21 protein-coding genes and 1 tRNA gene are annotated in these 21,134 nt (G+C 60.5%); 3 read left to right on the forward strand and 19 right to left on the reverse strand.

The annotated features are described in order from the left end of the window. Positions 1–97: 97 nt before the first annotated feature. The 10 genes from ACQ5BM_RS19800 to obgE all read right to left on the reverse strand — a co-directional run bounded on the left by ACQ5BM_RS19800 (position 98) and on the right by obgE (position 10,478). Positions 98–625, reverse strand: coding sequence for an RNA pyrophosphohydrolase (locus tag ACQ5BM_RS19800; RefSeq protein ID WP_429814817.1), 528 nt, complete (start codon positions 623–625; stop codon positions 98–100). A gap of 50 nt (positions 626–675) precedes the next feature. After that, entirely contained in the window at positions 676–1,884 is a 1,209-nt protein-coding gene (locus ACQ5BM_RS19805; RefSeq protein WP_429814820.1) for a divergent polysaccharide deacetylase family protein, read from the reverse strand. 349 nt (positions 1,885–2,233) lie between these two features. Continuing rightward, positions 2,234–3,556 carry a S41 family peptidase gene (locus ACQ5BM_RS19810; protein WP_429814823.1) on the reverse strand — a complete coding sequence of 441 codons (1,323 nt, stop codon included), beginning with the start codon at positions 3,554–3,556 and terminating at the stop codon, positions 2,234–2,236. After that, positions 3,546–4,943, reverse strand: a complete 1,398-nt coding sequence (locus ACQ5BM_RS19815) for a murein hydrolase activator EnvC family protein (protein ID WP_429814826.1) — start codon at positions 4,941–4,943, stop codon at positions 3,546–3,548. Before ACQ5BM_RS19815 ends, ACQ5BM_RS19810 begins: the two co-directional genes overlap by 11 nt. A gap of 160 nt (positions 4,944–5,103) precedes the next feature. Next, positions 5,104–5,586, reverse strand: a complete 483-nt coding sequence (gene rlmH / locus ACQ5BM_RS19820; RefSeq protein WP_429814829.1) for a 23S rRNA (pseudouridine(1915)-N(3))-methyltransferase RlmH — start codon at positions 5,584–5,586, stop codon at positions 5,104–5,106. Between the two features lie 263 nt (positions 5,587–5,849). After that, positions 5,850–6,296 carry a ribosome silencing factor gene (gene rsfS, locus ACQ5BM_RS19825; protein WP_173518198.1) on the reverse strand — a complete coding sequence of 149 codons (447 nt, stop codon included), beginning with the start codon at positions 6,294–6,296 and terminating at the stop codon, positions 5,850–5,852. Between the two features lie 87 nt (positions 6,297–6,383). Next, positions 6,384–6,971: a nicotinate-nucleotide adenylyltransferase gene (locus ACQ5BM_RS19830; RefSeq protein WP_429815231.1), complete on the reverse strand. Its 588-nt coding sequence runs from the start codon at positions 6,969–6,971 to the stop codon at positions 6,384–6,386. Between the two features lie 37 nt (positions 6,972–7,008). Beyond that, entirely contained in the window at positions 7,009–8,292 is a 1,284-nt protein-coding gene (locus ACQ5BM_RS19835) for a glutamate-5-semialdehyde dehydrogenase (protein WP_429814832.1), read from the reverse strand. Further along, the gene (proB, locus tag ACQ5BM_RS19840; RefSeq protein WP_429814834.1) at positions 8,285–9,454 is read right to left on the reverse strand and encodes a glutamate 5-kinase; all 1,170 of its coding nucleotides are present in this window, start codon (positions 9,452–9,454) and stop codon (positions 8,285–8,287) included. The genes ACQ5BM_RS19835 and proB overlap by 8 nt, the downstream gene beginning before the upstream one ends. Position 9,455: 1 nt before the next feature. Further along, positions 9,456–10,478 carry a GTPase ObgE gene (gene obgE / locus ACQ5BM_RS19845; protein ID WP_429814837.1) on the reverse strand — a complete coding sequence of 341 codons (1,023 nt, stop codon included), beginning with the start codon at positions 10,476–10,478 and terminating at the stop codon, positions 9,456–9,458. An 85-nt stretch (positions 10,479–10,563) separates the two neighbouring features. On the opposite strand from obgE, the gene ACQ5BM_RS19850 reads away from it, so the two are divergent. Beyond that, positions 10,564–11,424 carry an endonuclease/exonuclease/phosphatase family protein gene (locus ACQ5BM_RS19850; RefSeq protein ID WP_429814840.1) on the forward strand — a complete coding sequence of 287 codons (861 nt, stop codon included), beginning with the start codon at positions 10,564–10,566 and terminating at the stop codon, positions 11,422–11,424. Positions 11,425–11,461: 37 nt separating this feature from the next. On the opposite strand, the gene ACQ5BM_RS19855 is transcribed toward ACQ5BM_RS19850, so the two are convergent. From ACQ5BM_RS19855 to rplU, 4 genes are all read right to left on the reverse strand, one after another. Then, positions 11,462–12,046 (reverse strand): GNAT family N-acetyltransferase, encoded by a 585-nt coding sequence (locus ACQ5BM_RS19855; RefSeq protein ID WP_429814842.1) that lies wholly within the window; start codon positions 12,044–12,046, stop codon positions 11,462–11,464. After that, a complete protein-coding gene (locus ACQ5BM_RS19860; protein ID WP_034802649.1) occupies positions 12,043–12,675 on the reverse strand; it encodes a GNAT family N-acetyltransferase in 633 nt (210 codons plus the stop codon). The genes ACQ5BM_RS19855 and ACQ5BM_RS19860 overlap by 4 nt, the downstream gene beginning before the upstream one ends. Positions 12,676–12,802: 127 nt before the next feature. After that, complete coding sequence (gene rpmA, locus ACQ5BM_RS19865) at positions 12,803–13,072, reverse strand: 50S ribosomal protein L27 (RefSeq protein ID WP_037470908.1); 270 nt, start codon at positions 13,070–13,072, stop codon at positions 12,803–12,805. Between the two features lie 33 nt (positions 13,073–13,105). Then, positions 13,106–13,480 carry a 50S ribosomal protein L21 gene (gene rplU, locus ACQ5BM_RS19870; RefSeq protein WP_057254969.1) on the reverse strand — a complete coding sequence of 125 codons (375 nt, stop codon included), beginning with the start codon at positions 13,478–13,480 and terminating at the stop codon, positions 13,106–13,108. Between the two features lie 293 nt (positions 13,481–13,773). Between rplU and ACQ5BM_RS19875 the strand changes: the two genes are divergently transcribed. Continuing rightward, a tRNA-Ser gene (locus ACQ5BM_RS19875) sits at positions 13,774–13,863 on the forward strand. A 156-nt stretch (positions 13,864–14,019) separates the two neighbouring features. On the opposite strand, the gene ACQ5BM_RS19880 is transcribed toward ACQ5BM_RS19875, so the two are convergent. The 4 genes from ACQ5BM_RS19880 to ACQ5BM_RS19895 form a co-directional block, all read right to left on the reverse strand. Then, complete coding sequence (locus ACQ5BM_RS19880; RefSeq protein WP_429814845.1) at positions 14,020–15,696, reverse strand: reverse transcriptase domain-containing protein; 1,677 nt, start codon at positions 15,694–15,696, stop codon at positions 14,020–14,022. Positions 15,697–16,012: 316 nt separating this feature from the next. Beyond that, positions 16,013–17,101, reverse strand: a complete 1,089-nt coding sequence (locus tag ACQ5BM_RS19885; protein ID WP_429814847.1) for a HigA family addiction module antitoxin — start codon at positions 17,099–17,101, stop codon at positions 16,013–16,015. A gap of 43 nt (positions 17,102–17,144) precedes the next feature. Continuing rightward, positions 17,145–17,477, reverse strand: a complete 333-nt coding sequence (locus ACQ5BM_RS19890; protein ID WP_429814849.1) for a type II toxin-antitoxin system RelE/ParE family toxin — start codon at positions 17,475–17,477, stop codon at positions 17,145–17,147. Positions 17,478–17,659: 182 nt separating this feature from the next. Then, a complete protein-coding gene (locus ACQ5BM_RS19895; RefSeq protein WP_060611155.1) occupies positions 17,660–18,094 on the reverse strand; it encodes a hypothetical protein in 435 nt (144 codons plus the stop codon). 194 nt (positions 18,095–18,288) lie between these two features. Between ACQ5BM_RS19895 and ACQ5BM_RS19900 the strand changes: the two genes are divergently transcribed. Next, entirely contained in the window at positions 18,289–19,281 is a 993-nt protein-coding gene (locus ACQ5BM_RS19900; protein WP_429814852.1) for a site-specific integrase, read from the forward strand. Between the two features lie 1,422 nt (positions 19,282–20,703). Here ACQ5BM_RS19900 and ACQ5BM_RS19905 read toward each other — a convergent pair. Next, positions 20,704–20,943, reverse strand: a complete 240-nt coding sequence (locus ACQ5BM_RS19905) for a hypothetical protein (RefSeq protein WP_429814854.1) — start codon at positions 20,941–20,943, stop codon at positions 20,704–20,706. Positions 20,944–21,134: the final 191 nt, after the last annotated feature.

Below are 21,134 nucleotides of genomic sequence, written 5' to 3' on the forward strand. Positions count from 1 at the left end.
CCGGCCTTTTTCGTCTGTGAGACGAACTCCCGCTTGTATCCTTTGAAATTACGCGCTTCCGAACGCAATGCCGCTGCACACTTTTGCGCGGCATCCTTCAGGGCGCGAGATGCGCGAAGGCCGAGACGACCTCCTCATAGACCTTGCGCTTGAATGGCACGATCAGCTCCGGCAATTCGCGCATCGGCTTCCACTCCCACGCGTCGAACTCCGGATCGTGTCCACCCGGCGGCGGGTTGATGGCGATTTCGTCCTCCTCGCCCTCGAAGCGAAAGGCATACCAGCGTTGCGTCTGGCCGCGATACTTGCCCTTGAGGCCGATGCCGATCAGATGCTCCGGCAGATCGTAGTTGATCCAGCCAGGCGCTTCCGCGAGCAGCGAGACTGTTTTCATGCCAGTTTCTTCGTAGAGCTCGCGATAGGCGGCCTTCAACGGATCCTCGTTCTTGTCGATGCCGCCCTGCGGCATCTGCCAGCGCTGCGGCGAGCCATCATATTCGGAATTGCCGACGGCGATCCGGTGCCCGGCCCAGACGAGGCCTGCGCGGTTCAGCACCATGACCCCGACACAGGGGCGATAGGGGAGGTCCTCCGCTCTGAGTTTCTTGCCCTTTTCCTTGCTCATCGGCTGCCTCTTCTTTCAATCGCCAAATCATCCTGTCGGATGGCTGTAAGCTAGTTCTGTTGCGGATCCTTGACGAGCGCGGAAACGCCGACGATCTCGATACCGCGTCCCTGTGCCTCGCCGATCCAGGAGGCAATCGCACCGACGCTTTCGTCGAAGGCGGAAGCGACGCCGATGGCGGTGCCGTTGCGGCGCGCAATCCGCTCCAGTTCGTCGAGCTTCTTCAGGATCGCGCCGCGGCTGAGCTCCGTGTCGAGCGTCAGGTCGGCAAAGCCGTGCGGTACGTCGAAGGCATCGGCAAGCTTGCCCGAGAGCGATTGCGCCGACGTTCCGTCGTCGAGGAACAGCAGGCCGCGCTTGCCGAGATCGCGCATCACCGGTTCCAGCGCATCGGCGTCCGACAGGAAGCGGCCACCGAGATAGTTCATGACGCCGGTGTAATTGGTGATCTCGGCGAGGTTCCGATGCAGCTCCGTCAGGTTCTTCTTGGCGCCGAGATCGACGCGCAACGCATTGGGGCCGGGATCGTTGGCCGGGTAGTCGAAGGGTTCCATCGGTACCTGCAGCAGGATCTCATGGCCGCCCCGGCGTGCCTCCTGCATCCAGCGCTGCAGGCTGTTTCCGGCCGTGGCAAAGCCCAGCGTCACTTCGGCCGGCAGATCGCGGATCGCTTTCTGGGTGCCGGTCTGGCTGAGGCCGAGACCGCCGACGACCAGCGCGATGCGTGTGCCGCGCGCGCCGGACCAGGGCCGGGCATATTGATCCATGGGGCGCAGACCGTCCGGACCGATGATCGGCAGACGTCCGGCCGGGCTGTCTTCCAGGAGATCGTCGTTGGGCATGGCCGCCATTCTCGGATCCTGGCCGCGGATCGGACCGACATTGATCAGGGCCGGGCCCTTGCCGTCGCGGCTGCGCGGAGAAAACTTGGTAACGGTAGAGCCGTCATCGGTGAGCGTGTGTTCGACGTCGGCGCCGGAATAGGCGGTCCCCGGCTTCATTGTTCCGCTCGCACCGGACTGGCCATTTGCCGCCTTCGCCGGCGTCTCGGCGGCGCCCTTGGCGCTCTCGGTTGCTGCCGTTTCAGGCTGGCCTCGCTTCAGTCCGTCCGGCGCAAGCGTGCCCCACAGCGACAGTCCGACAACCGACGCAATACAAATGCCGAGAAAAGAGAGCCCGAGCATCCGTCGGGGATTGCGCCTCGCCGCTGGCTTCACCCGCCGGTTCTGGCCCAGGGGGGCATTGAGATCAGTTCCCAAACGGAGCCTCGGTCGATCTGTGCGATGTTGCCGCTCCTGCATGCCTGCTTTTGATCACGGTCGATCAAAGGGCAAACATGCAGCAATTCAAAGTGCTGCAGCGACTTTGCGCGTCTGACAGGACGTGCGGCGCTCTAGAGCGAGGCGGCGTTGAGACGCTTCGCAGTTCCTCTCTCCGAGCGCACCGGTGCCCTGAGAATCAGCGGCTGCGGCAGCGTCTTTACCCCTATAATTTAGCAGAGTCGCCTTGACCAGTAGATCCGTCTTGGGCCCAGGATGCGCCCTGCTGAAATGCGGAGCGCCGCGTGCTTTTCGAACACGCGGCGCTCTCAATTCGATGCTCGCAGGCTTACTTCTTGAGCTGAGCCTGTTCGGGATTGGCCGGGAAGGCCGGGTCCGTCTTCTTGCCGCGCAGCAGGTCGAGCGCGTAGTTGAGCTGCAGGTCGTCCTTCGTCTCCGGCGGGACATAGGCGACCGAGCCCGACCCTTCTTCGGTCTCGCTCTGGCCCTGGATGTGGCCCCGCAGGTCGGACTCGCCCTGGGCCTCGACCTTGCCGAGCAGTTCCGGCGGCAGCGGCTGTTCGACCTTGATGTCGGGCGAGATGCCCGTGCCCTGGATCGATTTGCCGGACGGCGTGTAGTAGAGCGCCGTCGTCAGACGCAAGGCACCGGCTTCGCCGAGCGGGATGATCGTCTGGACCGATCCCTTGCCGAAGGAGCGGGTGCCAAGCACGGTCGCGCGCTTCAGGTCCTGCAGGGCACCGGCGACGATTTCCGACGCGGAGGCCGAACCGCCGTTGACGAGCACGATGACCGGCTTGCCATCGGTCAGGTCGCCGGGCGTCGCGTTGAAGCGGCGGGTCTCGTCCGGATTGCGGCCGCGGGTCGAAACGACCTCGCCACGCTCGAGGAAGGCGTCGGAGACGTTGATCGCCTGGTCGAGCAGACCGCCCGGGTTGAGACGCAGGTCGAGGACATAGCCCTTGAGCTTGTCGGCCGGCACCTCGGCCTTGATCTTCTCGATGCCCTTCTTCAGGTCGTCATAGGTTTTCTCGGTGAAGGAGATGACGCGCAGATAGCCGACGTCGCCTTCGGTGCGGAACTTGACGGCACGAACGGCGATGACGTCGCGCACGATCGTCAGCTCGATCGGCTTTTCCGCGCCCTTGCGCAGGATGGTCAGCTTGATCGGCGTACCGACCGCGCCGCGCATCTTCTCGACGGCGTCCTCAAGCTTCAGGCCGCGAACGTCTGCACCGTCGATCTTCGAGATGAAGTCACCGGCAAGCACGCCGGCGCGCGCTGCGGGCGTGTCGTCGATCGGGCTCGTCACCTTGACGAGATCGTCTTCCATCGTGACTTCGATACCGAGGCCGCCGAACTCACCGCGGGTCTGGGTGCGCATGTCCTCGGCATCGGCCGAGTTCATGTAGCTGGAATGCGGATCGAGCGAGGAGAGCATGCCGTTGATGGCATTCTCGATCAGCTTGTCGTCCTGCGGCGGCGTCACGTACTGCGCGCGTACGCGCTCGAAGACGTCGCCGAAAATTGCCAGTTCGCGATAGGTCGAGGTGTTGGCCGCGACAGCCGGAACGACAGCCGAATAAACCACGCCCATCGCGGTCGCGCCCATCAGCGCCCCGACCAGAACAAGTGAAGCCCTACGTATCATTTCGCGCCTTTCCAACCTCTGCTGCGGTCCACCACGGTCGGGAATCAACCGGTTTCCCGTCTTTCCGGAATTCAATGTAAAGCGTCGGCCGGTCTGTTTCCAGCGCCAAGGCCGCAGCGCTCGCCACTCTTTTTGCGCCCATCGTTGCCAATGGTTCACCGGCCACGACAAACTGCCCGGGCTGTACGCTCACTCTCTCCATCCCCGACAGCACGACGTGATAGCCGTCGCCCGGGTTGAGAATGATCATCTGCCCATAACTGCGGAAATTGCCTGCATAGACGATCCAGCCATCTGACGGCGCAGTCACCAGCGCGCCCGGATTGGTTTCCAACATGATCCCTTGCAGGGAGTGCCCCGTGCCATCTGCATCGCCGAATTTGCGCAACAGCGATCCCGCAGCCGGATAGGCAAGCTTGTTCCTCAGCTCCGAAAACACATATGCGGGGGCAATGCGGTTTTTGTCGGGCACGGCATTGCGGGCCAATTCGCGCGCCGCCTCGCGCTCGGCCTCGCTCATGCGCCGGCGCTCTTCCTCCTGCGCGCGGGCCGCTTCCGCGGCTTCGCGAACAGAGGCGATCTGGCTTTCGAGAGAGCCGATCAGGCCTTGAAGATTGGTGGCCTGGCCGGCAAGTTCCTGCGCCTTGCGCTGTTCGGCGGCAAGCTCGCTGGCGCTCGACTGGCGCAGCTTCTCCTTTTCGGCGACCAGCATCGACATGCGGCGCTCTTCTTCGAGATTGGCCGTCATCGCTGCGGTCAACTCTTCCCGCTGCCGGTCGATGCCGGTGCGGATGTCCGAGAGCGCCTTGAGGTCCGCCACCAAGTTTTCGGTTTCCTTGCGCAGGCCCGGCACGACGGCGCCGAGCAGGATCGCGCTGCGCACCGAGGCCAGCGCGTCCTCCGGCGTCACCAGGATCGCCGGCGGCGGGTTGCGCCCCATTCGCTGCAGGGCGGCGAGAACCTCGGCAAGCACGCCGCGGCGTGCGTGCAGCGACTTCCGGACGGCGTCCTCCTTGGTTCGCAGATCACTCAGTTTCTTTTCGCCGTCGACGATCTGTTGCTCAAGGCCCTGCCGCTTCTTGGCGGAATCGACAATTGCGGCGCGCAGCGTCTCGTTGGTCTTGTCGATCTCGGCGATGGTTTCGCTCAGCGCGTTGGCGCGCTCCTGCGACAGCGTGATGGTCTTCGAAAGCGCGTCGAGCTCGCTGCGCGTGCTGTTGCGGCGAAGAGTGAGGTCGGCGGCAGGATCCGGCGGGCCCTGTTCCTGGCCGACCATCGTGGCGCCGGGGGGCGCGGCTTCCTGGGCGCCTGCCGGCAGGCCGATCGCGAGCGCGACCGCAAGCGCCGCCGCCTTGCGGCCAAGCCGTCCTGCGTCGTCTCTTCCCATGCTGAAAACGCTGGCCCTGCCTCGGCGCATCATCGGTTCGCGTGCGTCCATCCGAAAAATATGAAGAAAAAACCCTAATCTGATTTGGCGCGCGCGACCAAGCATATTCTCGTTATCGCTGCGTGTGCTGCGCCAGGAATACGGGCGAAGAACCGGCGCATTAGACGCGATGGTAAGGGTGTCCGGAGAGAATGGTGACGGCGCGGTAGAGCTGCTCGGCGATCAGGATACGGACGAGTTGGTGCGGCCAGGTCATCTTTCCAAGATTGAGCACGGCATCGGCGCGGGCATGAAGGCTCGGCTCGAGGCCATCGGCGCCGCCGATCGCGATCATCAGGTCGCGCTTGCCGCTGTCGCGGAATGTCCCGAGCAGCGATGCAAAGCCTTCTGAATCCAGCGCCTTGCCGCGCTCGTCGAGAAGCACGAGCAGGCTGCCATCGGCGAGTGCCCTCTCGAGCTGGGAGGCTTCCTCCCGCTTGCGCGTGTCGGCATTCGAGGCACGGCTTTCGTTGACTTCGACGACACGGGAAAGCTCGAGACCGATTGCCCGGCCGGCCTTGGAAAAACGATCGAGATAGCGGGCCGCGAGATCCTTTTCCGGCCCCGCCTTGAGGCGGCCGACTGCGAACAATCCGATACGCATGACCTTATCCGTCCTCGCTTGCGCTGCACCACGCACTGCATAGTTCCTGAAATCGGGTCGATTCAAGGAGAATTCTGTGCAGCGTCCATGGAGCCTTGCAGCGTCGGTGCGCACCTTGTCCGGTTAACGGGCCTGAACGTCACGATCAGTCGCAACAAACTTCCGGCTGAAAGCGCCGCTCAAGACGGCGACAGCCCTTCAAATTCATGCATGACCGCAACTCGGCTCGTCCGGCATTCAGCTGCGCGGCGACCCGGTCGGTCTCAATGCAGGGTGCCGTCCTCGATCTCAGGAGCCGCCCACATCTTTTCGATGTTGTAGAACTCCCGGATCTCCGGCCGGAAGATGTGAACGATCACATCACCGGTGTCGATCAGCACCCAGTCACCGCCTTCCAGACCTTCGACACGGGCATTGCCAAAGCCCCCGTCCTTGAGGTCGGTCGTCAGGTGATCAGCAATGGCCATCACATGCCTGTTCGATCGCCCGGAGACAACGACCATGAAGTCTCCCAGCGCCGACTTTCCGGCAATGTTGATGCTGACGATATCTTCTGCCTTCGAGTCCTCTAGGCTTTCGAGGACCAGTTGAAGCGCACGGACAGCGGCTTCGTCGCTCGATCCCGTGCTGCGCGGGAATGCGGAGACCGCATATCCCTTGGCGTGTGCTGTTGTCAGGGTCTTTCCTTTCCATATGAACAGAACAGGCACTTTCGATTCGAACAAAGATCGAACCGTCCATGAATGTAGGCATCAAACCGTAGCGGTTTCAAGACAGCAGAACTGATTCCCAGGAAATCATACTCCGCCCGCGGCCCGAAGCGCGGTCGAGCTCATCGACGAACGCGGTCCGTGAATGAAGCTCCAGGCGGGGGCTGCGTGATAGGCCAGGCGGCGTGCGTCGTCCTCGTCGATGCGCGCATGATCGAAGGTCTTGGCCATGCGCGAGGAGAGGTAGGCGAGCGTCGAGCCCGGCCGGTCGATGACGGCGATCGGGAAGGTGCGGGCGATCTTCTGCCAGTTCTGCCAGCGGTGAAAGTTCTTCAGGTTGTCGGCGCCCATGATCCAGACGAAGCGAATGTCGCGATTGCGGGCGCGCACGATCTCCAGCGTGCGGGCCGTATAGCTCTGCCCGAGCGCCTGTTCGAAGGCCGTCACCTTGATGCGCGGGTTGCGCGCGATCGTTTCGCTCATGGCGATGCGGTCGGCGAGGGGCGCCAGATTGTTGTGATCCTTGAGCGGGTTGCCGGGCGTCACCATCCACCAGAGCTGGTCGAGCCCGAGCCGCTGGATCGCCGTATCGGCAACCAGCACATGGCCCTGATGCGGCGGGTTGAAGGATCCACCGAAGAGGCCGACCACCATGCCGCTTTCGACATGGGGCATGCGCAGGTAGCGGGCGTTCACCTTGCCCGCGGTCACCTCAGGGCCTGACCTGTCCAGCACCGCGCACCCGATACTTGAAGGATGTCAACTGCTCGACGCCAACGGGGCCGCGCGCATGCATCTTGCCGGTGGCAATGCCGATTTCGCCGCCCATGCCGAACTCGCCGCCATCGGCAAACTGCGTCGAGGCGTTGTGCAGCAGGATCGCGGAATCGATCTCCGAGAAGAAACGTTCGACCACCGCAGGATCCTCGGCGATCACCGCTTCCGTATGCGCCGAAGACCAGGTGCAGATGTGTTCGATGGCGCCGGAAATGCCGTCGACCAGCTTCACGGAGATGATGGCGTCGAGATACTCCGTCGCCCAATCCTCATCGGTTGCGGTCTTCAGTCCGTCGATAGAGCGTGCGAGTTCATCCGACACCCGCACTTCGCAGCCGGCCGCAAGCAGGGCGCCCAGCAGCGGCTTGGCCAGCCGCTCAGCGTCGTTGCGGTCGATCAGCAGCGTTTCGGCCGCGCCGCAGATACCGGTGCGGCGCATCTTGGCGTTGACGACGATCCTTTCCGCCATGGCAAGGTCGGCCGAGGCGTCGACATAGATGTGGCAGAGACCCTCGAGATGAGCGAAGACCGGCACGCGCGCCTCGTTCTGGACGCGGGCGACGAGGCTCTTGCCGCCCCGCGGCACGATGACGTCGATCGCGCCGGCGAGACCCGAGAGCATGGCGCCGACCGCGGCGCGATCGGCGACCGGCACCATCTGGATGGCATGTTCGGGCAGGCCGGCGGCTTTCAGCCCTTCGACCAGGCAGGCGTGGATCGCGCCGGAGGAATGGAAGCTGTCGGAGCCGCCGCGCAGGATCACGGCATTGCCGGCCTTGAGGCAGAGCGCGCCGGCGTCGGCGGTTACGTTCGGCCGGCTTTCATAGATCACGCCGATCACGCCGAGCGGCGTGCGCACGCGCTCGATATGCAAGCCGTTCGGCCGATCCCATTCGGCGATCACGTCGCCGACCGGATCCTTGAATTCGGCGATCGCGCGAATGCCGTTTGCCATGTCGCGGATGCGGCCTTCGGTGAGCGTCAGGCGGTCGATGAAGGCGGTGGCGACGCCGGTCTCGCGGGCGTTTTCGAGGTCGATCGCATTGGCGGCGAGGATTTCGTCCTTGCGCGCGACGATCGCGTCGGCCATGGCGATGAGGGCTGCATGCTTGCGTTCGGCGCTGGCGACGGCAAGCGGTCGGCTGGCGGCCTTGGCCCGGCGGCCGATCTCCAGCATGATGCTTTCGACGTCGTCCTTGTTCTTCACCTCGTCAAGCATGGATCTCATCCTTCCGGCTGCCCTCGTCCTGGGCGCGTTTTCCGGTCATCACCATATCATCGCGGTGCACCATGGCGGCGCGGCCGGCATAGCCGAGGATCACGGCGATCTCGGCCGATTTCTTGCCGGCGATCTGCCGGGCCTCGTCGGCGTCGTAGCCGGCAAGGCCGCGGGCGATCTCGCGGCCCGATACGCCGAGAATGGCGATCGTGTCGCCGCGGCTGAAGCTGCCGGTGACGGCGCGGACACCGGCCGGCAGCAGGCTCTTGCCCGAGCGCAGCGCCTCTTCGGCGCCGGCGTCGACATCGAGCGTTCCGGCTGGCAGCAATTGCCCGGCGATCCAGGTCTTGCGCGCGGTCACCGGCGAACCCGACGGGGCAAACCAGGAGGAGCGGGCGCCTTCCTCGATCGCGGCGAGCGGATGGTTCGGCTTGCCGGAAGCGATGATCATGGCGCAGCCCGCGGTGGTCGCGATCTTGCCGGCATCGATCTTGGTGCGCATGCCGCCGCGTGAAAGCTCGGAGGCCGCACCGCCGGCCATGGCTTCGATTTCGGGCGTGATCTCGGCGATCGTTTCCAGGAAACGGGCGTTCGGGTCGAGATGCGGCGGGGCAGTGTAGAGCCCATCGATATCGGAGAGCAGCACCAGGAGGTCGGCGCCGACCATGGTGGCAACGCGGGCGGCGAGGCGATCATTGTCGCCATAGCGGATTTCCGTGGTTGCCACAGTGTCGTTCTCGTTGATGATCGGCACGGCGCCGAGCTTCAGCAACTGGCTGATCGTTGCGCGGGCATTGAGGTAGCGGCGGCGCTCCTCGGTATCGCCGAGGGTCAGCAGCACCTGGCCGGCAACGATGGCGTCCGTAGAAAGGCTCTCCGACCAGGCGCGTGCCAGCGCGATCTGGCCGACGGCGGCGGCCGCCTGGCTTTCTTCCAGCTTCAGCGCGCCCGAGGGCAGCTTGAGCACCGTGCGGCCGAGCGCGATTGCGCCTGACGAGACGACCAGCACCTCGACGCCTTTGGCCTTGAGGCCGGCAATGTCGGCGCACATCGCGTCGAGCCAGGATTTCTTCAGCCCTGTGGCGCGGTCGACGAGGAGTGCCGAGCCAATCTTGATGACGACCCGGCGATACTTCAGAAGCGGCTTACGGGTCTTGCTCATGTCAGACGTTCTCCTCGCCGGACTCTTCGCCTGCCTTCGCGGCGACGATGACGCCACGAAGGGCCCTCAGCGCTTCGGTCATACCCTTGCCGACGGCGGCGGAGAGCAAGAGCGGCGGCGAGCCGCAGGCCTTCGCCAGAGCCTTGCTCTTCACCTTCAATTCGTCCTCGTCCAGCACGTCGATCTGCGACAGCGCCAGGATCTGCGGCTTGTCCTCGAGGCCGCCGCCATAGGCTTCAAGCTCGTGTTTCACCGTCTTATAGGCCTTGGCGACATCTTCTTCCTGGGCCGAAACCAGATGCAACAGCACGCGGGTGCGCTCGACATGGCCGAGGAAGCGGTCACCGATGCCGACGCCTTCATGCGCGCCTTCGATGAGGCCCGGGATGTCGGCGATGATGAACTCGTTGCCGTCGATGGTGGCGACGCCGAGATTGGGATGCAGCGTCGTAAAGGGATAGTTGGCGATCTTCGGACGCGCGCGGGTGCAGGCGGCGAGGAAGGTCGACTTGCCGGCATTCGGCAGGCCGACGAGGCCGGCGTCGGCGATCAGCTTCAGCCGCAGCCAGAGCGTTTTCTCGTCGCCTTCGAGGCCCGGATTGGCCCAATTTGGCGCCTGATTGGTGGAAGACTTGAAATGCGCGTTGCCGAAGCCGCCATTGCCGCCGGCGGCGAGCCGGTAGCGCTGGCCCTCGGCCACCATGTCGACGATCAGGGTCTCGTTGTCTTCCTCGAAGATCTGCGTGCCGACCGGCACCTTCAGCGTCACGTCTTCGCCGCCGGCGCCGGTGCGGTTGCGGCCCATGCCGTGCTGGCCGGTCTTGGCCTTGAAGTGCTGCTGGTAGCGGAAGTCGATCAGCGTGTTGAGACCGTTGACGGCCTCCACCCAGACGTCGCCGCCGCGACCGCCATCGCCACCGTCCGGTCCGCCGAACTCGATGAACTTCTCGCGTCGGAACGAGACGGCGCCTGCGCCGCCGTCGCCGGAGCGGATGTAGACTTTCGTTTCGTCGAGAAATTTCATTGGACTGCCATCTGTTCGGTGGAAGGGCGCGGTCTTAATTTGCCGCCATCGATATAGGCGGTTTATTCGGAGGTCAAAGAATATCGTGCGGTTCGTCAGCTACAACATCCAATACGGCCTTGGTCTCGATGGCCGCTTCGATCCCGAAAGGATCGCGGCTTCGATCGGGGACGCCGATATCATCGCGCTGCAGGAAGTGACCCGCGGCTTCCACCGCAACGATCACGTCGATCTTGTTGCTCGCTTCGAAAGGCTGTTCCCGGGTCATTTCACGGTCTTTCACGCACCCTGCGACGTCGACATCGGCTCGGCGATCGAAGACGGCCGGGCCGTCAGCCGCCGCTTTCAATTCGGCAACATGATCCTGTCGCGCTGGCCGATCCTTTCGACGCGGCTGATCTCCCTGCCGCGCACCCGCACGATCAGCCCGATGAACCTGCAGCGCGGCGCGACCGAAGCGTTGATCGCGACACCCAGCGGCCCGCTTCGGGTCTATTCCGTACATCTCGACCATGTGCTGCCGGCCGAGCGCATCGCCCAGATCCGTTATCTCAAGGACCGGCTGCTCGGCTATCCGCTCGAAGGCGGCGCGATCACAGGGGCGGCCGATTTCGGCCTGTCCGAGCCGCCGCATCCGGAGGACTTCGTCGTCATGGGCGATTTCAACATGGAACCGGAGACGCCGGAATACAACACCATGGTCGGTTCGCGCGACGCCTACTACGGTCGCTCGCTGCGGCTCGAGAACCCGGTCGATGCGCTCGCCCATCTCGGTCGGCTGACGCCGGAAAGCTATAGCTGGATTCATCCCGAAAACCCCGAAAGACGCATGCATCTCGACTATTGTTTTCTCAGCGCCGGCCTCGTTTCGCGGCTGACGGACGCCTGGATCGACTATGACGCCAAGGGCTCCGACCACTTGCCTGTCGGATTCGCGCTCGCATGACAAATGCCCCCCGCGAAGTGAGCTTCGCGGGGGGCTTTCAATGTGGTCGACGCAGATCGGCAGCGGTCAGCCGCGTTTCGATATGCGCGACCATGGCATTGCGGGCGAGCGCATAGACCTGGCTGCAGCCGGTGATCTGGAACCCGATCTTCTCCTGCACCTTCAGCGAGCCCGGATTGTCGGCAAAGACGCCCGAATGCAGCGTCGTTTCCGGCATGCGGCGGAAGAAGCGGTCGACCGCCGCATAGGTCGCTTCGGAGGCAAAGCCCTTGCCCCAGTAGAAACGGTTCAGCCAGTAGCCGACATGCCACTGGCCATGCCGGAGCTCGATGCCGACACAGCCGATATGCACGTCGTCGCCTGACGTGACGGCGAAGGTCCAGTCAGGCGTCAGTCCGGAGGTCCGTGACGTGAGCCAGTCGAGCGCATCCTGCAGATCGTAGGGCGCGGGAACGCGCGCCAGCATGCGCGCGACCTGGAAATCGCCGAGCGACTGGGCGATCGCCTCGGCGTCATCTCGCCGGTGCGGGCGCAGGACGAGACGCTTCGTCTCGATGACCGGGCAGGGGCCTAGACCGGGGCGGGCGACGCCCCGCTGGTGTTCGGAAACGAGCGCGTTCATCGCATGCCTCCCCAGCTTCTCAAGGAGACCCAGGTCTTGCGGTCGAGCCGGTACCACTCGACGGCGATCGAGCCGCCGAGCGCGAGGCTGCCGACCATGCCGCTGCCCTGGAATTGGAAGCCGCACTTCTGGATGACCCGGCGGGACGCCAGATTCATGACCCGGCAGCGCGCATCGATCTGGTCGATGTCACGGGTGCGGAAGGCCATGTCGGTCAGGACCTGGGCGGCCTCGGTGGCATAACCCTGGTTCCAGTAGGGCTCGCCCAGCCAGTAGCCGAGTTCCGCCGTCTTGCCGTCCGGATGCGGCTCGATACCGCAGCAACCGAGAAATGCGCCGTTGTCCGCCTTGGTAATCGCGTAGACGCACTTGCCAATCGTGCCGGCTTTCGCGCGTCGCACGAAGTCGGCGGCGTCGGCCGTCGTGTACGGGTGCGGCATGCGCGAGACCATGGTCGCGACATTGGCATTGTTGGCAAGATGGGCAAGGGCGTCGATATCGTCTTCATGGGGCGCGCGCAGAACGAGCCTGGGTGACAACAATATCGGGCAATCGGTCCTTGACCGTTGGGGCCTCAGCCTCTGCTCGGGAGACCGGGATTGGTCTTCCCTCAACAACTCGGTTTGCATGGTTTCCTCCAGAAACGAAAAAGGGGAGTTGGGTCTTGCCCCATCTCCCCTTTTCAAGTCTGGCCTGGAACCATCAGGTGCGTCAGCCGGGTCGATGAGACGCCGGCTGTTTTAGAGCGCTACCGGCTTATTCCGCTGCTTCGGCTTTCGGCATTACAGACACGTACACGCGGCCATTGGCCTTCGTACGGAAGTCCACGTTGCCGGCCGTAAGTGCAAAAATCGTGTGGTCCTTACCGAGGCCGACATTGGCGCCCGGATGCCACTTCGTGCCGCGCTGGCGCACGATGATGTTGCCTGCAACGACGTTTTCGCCGCCGAACTTCTTCACGCCAAGGCGCTTGGACTCAGAATCGCGACCGTTACGCGACGAACCGCCAGCTTTTTTGTGTGCCATTGGTGTTCTCCTTTAAACCTTAGATCCAGGAACTCAGTTTGCAGCGGCTTCGGCGGCAGCTTCGGTCTTCTTCGAAGCCTTCTTCGCCTTGCCACCGGCAGCAGCGATGTCCAGGATGCGGACGGTCGTCTGGTGCTGGCGGTGACCGCGCGAGCGCTTGGAGTTCTGGCGGCGACGCTTCTTGAAGGCGATGACCTTCTTGGCGCGGCCCTGTTCCACAACTTCAGCGCTGACAACGGCGCCTTCGACAAACGGAGCGCCGATGGTTGCATCGGCGCCGACGCCGACCATCAGGATCTCGGTGAATTCGATCTTGTCGCCTGCAACGCCTTCCAGCTTTTCGATGGTGAGGACGTCGTTGGCGGCCACGCGGTACTGCTTACCGCCGGTCTTGATGACTGCGAACATTTTTTATCCTTTCATGTTCGATCCGGCTCTTTGCCCAAGGACAAGGCCGTCTTTTTCTCAGTCGACAGGTAAAGTGGAGACTTTATAGGCTTCCACCGGTGAAAGGGCGCAAATCACACCCGATGCGGAGTAGCCAGGCCACACCACTTCATTGCGCGGATTACAGGGAATCGCGCGTGTGTGTCAAGGCGAAAGCAACAGGGGCGTTACATATTCTTCAAACAGGCACTTGCCAGCACCCGAATCTGCCGCTATGAACCCGACCGCGCTTACCGAGCGCCAACCAGTTATGCGGAGAGGTGGCAGAGTGGTTGAATGCACCGCACTCGAAATGCGGCATAGGTGCAAGCCTATCGGGGGTTCGAATCCCCCCCTCTCCGCCATTGGATCCTGGCTTATCAGTGGTCCGCGCGATGAATTGTTTCCTGTCGCCTTTGAATATCAGAGCCGAAACTGGCTAGGGCCACACTGCCGGCACGAACAAAGCTCAATGCGATAACCGGCATCCGATGCCGGCACACGGCGTCAGGGCGCAACGCTTAGTAATCAAATGCGTCAAACAGCGATGCCACGTCCATCGACGAGTCGTATCCCGGCGCCTGCACGCCTTCGAGGCCGTAGGTGAAAAAATGTTTCCGCGCGGCCCGCCAGCCGCGAACCAAGCTTGGAAAAACTGCCTCAACGTCATCCGCTTCCGCTGCATTGCCCTCGTCGCGCCAAGCAGCTTCGGATAACCATGTTCCGAGCGCAAGCTCCTGGTTGGACGGCGTAGGGCAGTCACGCCCATATTGTGCCACAAGCAACCGCTGTCTGCGCACGCAGGCGCGCCGAACAATATTTAGTGTCCAGCCATCGAGAGCTTTCAACAGCGTTGGGTCTTCAATGAGGCAATAGAAGCCCATTAGTCCTTTCATGCGTTTCAATCGACCGCCGTCGTAAAGGAACCCGGAAATATCTGCTTCCTTCAATCCTCCATAGAAACCTCTCCGCAACTCATAAATTAATCCGAGCAAGTCCCAGTCATATTGGTTTGCTCTGCTTGCTCTGGCCGGATTGAAGCCAAATTGTAGCGCCTGGATGAGATAAATGTTAATTAACCGAGAGACTTTTTGCTTAAGTTTCAAGGACGTTTTCTGGGGCATCGCAAGCCCAGTTTCCTTGAAACTGTATCCCAGATAAGTGAAATCGTTGATCGTCCTGATCTCGTGTTGGTGATCCGCCAGAACAGCTATGCCCGGCGATTTTTTTCGATTCAGTATCAGTCCGCTTTGGCTGCAATGCCGATCGAAACACTTTTCGAGCCTCTGGGCTTCCTCGTAGCTCCCGCATATGGCGACGACGTCATCGGCAAATCTAACAAACTTTCCCGATTCCGCAGCCAACTGACGATCTAAGCCGTCATTTGCAAGGTTCGCCAGAAAAAGAGACGCAGAGGATCCTTGTGGAGTTCCATTGATGCGTCTCTTGAAGGCGCCAGATACATGCGACGCTGCGTCTCCGTATTGATGATGGAGGAAAGCTTCGTATATGTATCGCTCATGAGGCGTCAGGCTAACAATAGCCTTATCAGACAGCTTATTCTTTATGTAATTTGCTGGTATTTTGTCGAAGTATTTCTCAAAATCTATTTGAACCGCAAATAACTTTCCATCCCTGTCGAAGTCATTTAGGGCCAAAATCGCATCGAATACGTTTTTATCTGGATGGTAGGCATAGGAATGAGGTGAAAAGCGCTTTTTGTTGCGTTGCAATGTCTTGCGAAGGACTACATTCGCAACGGCGGCATCAGGGATCCCGAACGCCATTACGCCTCGTTTTGACCCGTCTGACTTAGGGATTTCAAAGTAAAGCGCGGGTTGCGGCTGGTAGTTTGCCGCGAGAACTTTATGCCATATGCCGGAGGCTATAGCATTGGCATGCCTTTTGCAGTGTTCTGGATCGAAGTGTCGATGAGGAAAAGTTACCGTGGAGGCCGGCGGATGACCGGCGTCTAGGCCAGTTCGTTTCTCGAACTTGTCACGATACTTCTGTTCTGTTTGCTGAGCTTTTCTTCTTTTATCGAATGCTTTCTTGCTAAGCCGCTTGATCTCAGCACGTATCTCATTGCGCATACTCAAACTCGCAAACAAAGGCGGTGAGACACAGAGAGTAAGGGAGTCCAGTTGCCTTTCGGCCACCGTCGCCGCCTCAGTTTCCCAAGGCGTCGCCTTCGACATCATAAATGCCGGGTAATTTGTGTCCCACCTAGGCTTCGCGCCATGCAGGCAGACTGCCCCGGCAAAAATCCCAAGTCAATCGGAAATTGTAATCCGTGCAGGCGCGTTGCATGGTTTTTGCAGAATCCGCACTCGTCCGGATGTTCTGCCAAGACTGCCTTGACCGCGACGTCGACTCCGTGTGCTTGACTTCAAGCTCATCACTACCCACTCGACCAGCGGTATCCGACACCTGGATCTAGGCTATCAGGAATTACGTCGGAGAGGATTTCGCACTCACGGAGGGCTCCCGTATAGCACGTGCGCGAGGGGCTAGTTAATCAGCCCACTCATACCGTGCCTTAAGTCCATTCAGATTACGATATGGGATAGCTCCACAGTGCTGAAGCATTCCAACGACTATGCCGGGGTGGATCTCAAGTTGCTGAGCGAAGGCTTTCACTGCAAGCTCAGATCGCGGATTGGTTTTCCTAAAAGCTGCGAACCTAGCTCTACCCACGAGCTTTTCTTCGGCCCAGGAGTCGGCCTCGTCCTCGAGTCCGTCGCCCTCGCCGCCCTTATCGTCAGCGAATGCTCGACCTTTATGAAGCGTTATGTGGGCGGCTTCATGAAAGAATGTCCACCAAAAGTGGTCGTTACTCTTCATTCGCAGGGACATCTGAATGATTGCTCTGTCACCCTCAAGCCATCGCGCGGAGCCGAACAGGCATGTTTTCGATATCGGCTTTTCAAGCACGAACGCCACGCCAGCGTTGCGGCATATATCCACCATGCGGGGATAGAAAACCTCCGGTTCGCTAGTTGTCAGCTTACGGATTTCGAGCACAGCGTTCGCAAACTTCTCAGCATCGAACGCCGGCAGGTTCATCCCGCGCGCCTTCTTCTCTCCAAGGAGCAGCCACGCGGCAACATGATATTGGCTGGTATCGAAGGCCTTAGATTGTCTATGATGGACAGCTAAGTTTGCCCATCTGGCACCGAAAGCATGCGGGCTTCCGACAGCAAAGAACTCCAGGAGGGAGCTTAGAAGTCGGCCGTTATCATTGGTCGCGGGCAGCGCACCACGATCTTTCAGTTCTTTGATTGGGAATTTGGAGAGAACTTGATCCGCATCGGCCAGGGTCTGGTGGTTCGCAGCCTTGGCTTCATGGAGATCCCACTTCGCCTGCAAGCCTGTCCAGATGTTGGCCTTTAAACCAAGAACGCGTTCTAGTTTCAATGCCGTTTCTGCCGTCACCGGGTTGGTGCCGTTGATGATAGTGCTGACATGCTTCGGGCTCATGTCCGCTAGCCTGGAAAATTCGGCTTGGGACCATCCCCGGTCCTCAAGATACTCGGCAAGATGCTCACCAGGATGAGTTGCCCAATCTGGCGCCCAGTCTTCCTTCTTCCCTACAGCAACCATCGCCCAATCCCATCGCCATCACTGTTTGAAAGGTCATTTGGTTTCAATGGTAGTCAACAATAGCGCGAATCCGAATCGCGACAACGGCGGCACGGTCTATGCCTCCGTCGTCGCGACTTGGGACCGGTTCGTGATCAGGCTCAAATATGAGCCGCCAATTCCCGGTGATAGCTACCGCAAAACAGCCAGCCCATTCACCATCAAGCTGATGGCATCGATCTGGCGGATCAGTAGGGACCTCGCTGAGATTGCTCGCCTGCTCCAACACCGCTAGCCGCATTTTCAGGCGGCTAGCGCGATCACCGTATGCCTTCCTCAACTCCTTGTCAGACTCCAGCTGACGTCGAAGTTTGCCATTCGCAAAATCGATTTTCATCAACTGTCGCCCGTTACCCAATAAGTAATAGAATCGGAATCGTTACGCAATAGGTAACACAAGGCGACAAAAGATTAAAGTTCACCATCCGTGAAGTGCCGGGATAATCCTTGGCACCCCAGGGGCGTCCGACGCATGATCTTCGCTATCGATAGGAGATCGCATGGCAACGATCCGAAAACTCAGAGGACGCTGGCAAGCACAGGCGCTGTGAGCGCCGAGAAGTCGTTCGGCGTGATAAGTCTTCTGACGTCCGGTGGGTAGCAATTTCCACCGCCGGTATAGTCTCGAAACGTAGCGCGCGCCTGGGCGTTGGTCAGCACATAGAATGTTGGCGTGAGAGTTCTGAGATCCAGCTCGATGAAGATGAAGAAGTCGGCGCCGCCCTTCGTTGTCATGTCCACTGGCCAGCGCGTGATGTCCCGCGCTGGGCTTGTTCGGAATTGCCTTGTCTTCACCTCGATCGACTTAGCCAAGCCATCAATAACTATGATGACATCATGACCGGGTGCGCCTTCGGGACTGATGTAGGCTGCGTGCCCGAGGCTGTTCAGCTTTGCTACGGTGAGCAGTTCGCCGAGCGTGCCGGCCTGGAGCCTTGAAAGTAGAGTTAGCATGCGAGAGGCTCCTGCTGTTTCTGGATGAGACTGAATTGCTGGTGGCGGGAGTAGATTGTCCGAGCCCGCCCTTTCGTCGGTCGATCTTGGACAGTTATTCGCGACTTTTCTCTTCGTCCAGACGTGCCGGAATTACCCTTGGCGCCCCTCTCGGGGCATCCTACGCATGATCTCCGACACAACAGGAGATCGAAGTGGCAACAATCAGAAAGCTCAGGGGGCGCTGGCAAGCGCAGGTTCGTCGAAGGGGTATGAAGCCCCGAGCGAAGAGTTTCGACAGCAAAGCTGAAGCAGAGAAATGGGCACGTGACCTGGAAGCCCAGGTTGATCGCTTCGGAGCTGCCCCGGACACAAAGATCCTCGAGACCACGACACTCGGCTCGCTCTTGGAACGTTACCAGCGCGAGGTTACTCCTACCAAGCGCGGCGCAGTCCAGGAGGATCAAAGGATCGAGGTGCTCCGTCGCCACGATCTATCGCATCGGACCCTGATCGGTCTCAGCCAGCAAGACATTGCATCCTTTCGAGATGAACGGCTTCAATCCGTTGCTCCATCTACGACGGTTCGAGAGATGGCGATCCTCAGCCACGTCCTCGAGGTTGCAGCTCGCGATTGGGGCATGCCGCTCGCCAAGAACGTCGTGAAACTCGTGCGCCGTCCGGTGATCCGCAATGAGCGCAGCCGTCGCCTGACGGATGATGAGGAGCAGAGGTTGCTCGATGGATGTGACGCCGGACTGGTTCCTTACTTCAAGACGCTGGTAATCCTCGCAGTCGAGACGGGGATGCGTCGTGGTGAGATCCTTGGTCTTGAGTGGTCTGATATCTCGCACAATCGCCGGGTGATCACGTTGACGATGACGAAGAATGGCTCTGGACGGGAGGTGCCGCTATCTCAGCGGGCGTTCGAAGCTCTGACCGACTGGAGGGAAAAAGCTGACGTAGATCAATCTACCGTCTTCCCCATGACAGCCGGGGCGCTTGAACAAGCTTGGCGTCGACTTTTGGCTCGATCGAACGTCAAGGCTCTGCGCTTTCACGATTTGCGGCATGAAGCTGTTAGTCGCATGTTCGAACGTGGGCTGAACATGATCGAGGTCAGCAGCATCTCGGGTCACAAGGAGCTGAGAATGCTGAAGCGCTACACGCATCTGAGCGCTGACGATCTCGTTGCTCGCCTCGGGTAAATCGATCTGCGTATCTCAAAGACTGTTCGGCGGTGATCGAAGTCCTAGAAAGGGCAGACGCCGCCGAACATGATGCTTCCTGCTGGCTGAACAACTTTCGCTCCTGACTACCCATCCCCCTTGAGGCGGCGTGCAACTTCAAGTTATGCTGGCCGGAGGCTCTGGCCCCATAATATTAGCGATCCATCAAGTTGACGGCATGTTGACAGATGTTGACAAGAAGGCCGCCTGTTTTGTTTAGTGGACATCTAATTGAGGCTTCTGATGTTGACGTAAGTTTACGCTACGTTGACACAGAGCCCTCAATTGAAAAATTTCCCGATCTGTCAACATGGCCGGAAGAGCACTCTTGGCGCTCCGTGGAACGGAATTTCTGCCCGGCAGTTCGCGTTATCTGCAACCTGCAATGATCGTGTGATTGGCTGCCGCCTTCATCGCAAGGAGCTTTGTTCCTGGAAGCCGTTCGTTCACGCTTCCCTTCGCACAGATCCTTGGCTAGCCAGTGGACGAAACATAGTTGAGCAGACGCCCGCCTGAGCACCCAACACGATACGGTTTGTGATGGCTGCGAGGGAAAGCGCGTGACGTTTGAGGGCCTGCTCCTCGACTGGCATGCGCGCAGAAGGCTCGGCGTCGGGACGTTGGGCGTCTTCGTCAAAGCCGAACCGCTTCGCGAGAAAGGCGCCGCGCCTGTGCTCTGGCGTCGATTGAGAAGGCAGACTACCTGAGCCTGGTGCCGTCGATGTAGGTCCAGGCAAATGCGACGAGTGGCGTAACAGAGATCGGTTCGACGAGAGGGCGAGCGAGGAGCAATTGCTCATAGCACGGCAAGTTGGCCGGCGGTCGCATAGCCGGTCACTGGCTGCGACCGTTGTTCGACCATAGCGGAACTCGCGACAGATCCACGAAACGCGCCGGTGACGATCCTCGTGTCAACCTGAGCACGCCGGTTCCTTCTTCTCGCCGGAGAAGGTCTTAACACCGAGTCGGATGGTTTAGAGGCCGCAAGAAAAACGAAGATCACGCCGGAGAGAGTTTGAATCAGTCGGACGCCGAAGGCGTCCGGCAAGCCCGAAGGGCGCGCAGGCGAGCGAAGCGAGCGTGACCTGCTTCTTTGTGTCCGAATTTCTGACGTTGCCTCTTCAGATAATAAATATCTGAGAGATAATATGTAAGTAATGGCACATATGGGAAAACAGCAAGTTTTCGGACGAATGCTCCCCATCCAAAAAAATCGCGCATCCGGGCCTCAAGCTGACTATTCATTGATCGGAATAGCCAGAAAGGCTGTCTACTTTGAAACACGTGACCTTGAGTGAAGCTGATGATGATCGTAAGCAGAGTATCCTACGCAATCTGGTCGGCTTCTACTACGGTGAACTAGACGCCGGTGATGAAATTCGTTCGTCGGCGACAAATATGTCAGGCCTCGATGAACTCCTCGCCTCGATCGATGAGAGTCCCTTGGATCGGGTCGAACGCACGTGCCCTCCGATGTCCGTGAAACTTCGCGACGTGATCGCCGCCAAGTTGGTCGAGATCGAGGAATACCTTAAACAGAATCGGCAGCCCTATCTCGAAGCCAGGCGCAGGCAGGCTCGGCAGGACTACGCCCATGAGCGAGCCGCTGAAGGTCGATGCGTTCGTCCCTACCGACAACATCCCATCCTTCCAGGAGAAAGCTCAGACGACCGGGAGCGGCGTCTTCACCGGGTAGGCACTCGGCGCCGCGCCGGCAGGGACGAATGCACCACTCGTAGTTATGTCGACCGGTCTGGGATGACCGAGGAAGAGAAGAGGGACCGCAAACGTCAGCAGGATGCTGAGTCAAAGCGACGTCGACGAGCTGCAGA

It is taken from the genome of Ensifer sp. B1-9 (assembly GCF_050474445.1).
Lineage (GTDB): Bacteria > Pseudomonadota > Alphaproteobacteria > Rhizobiales > Rhizobiaceae > Ensifer.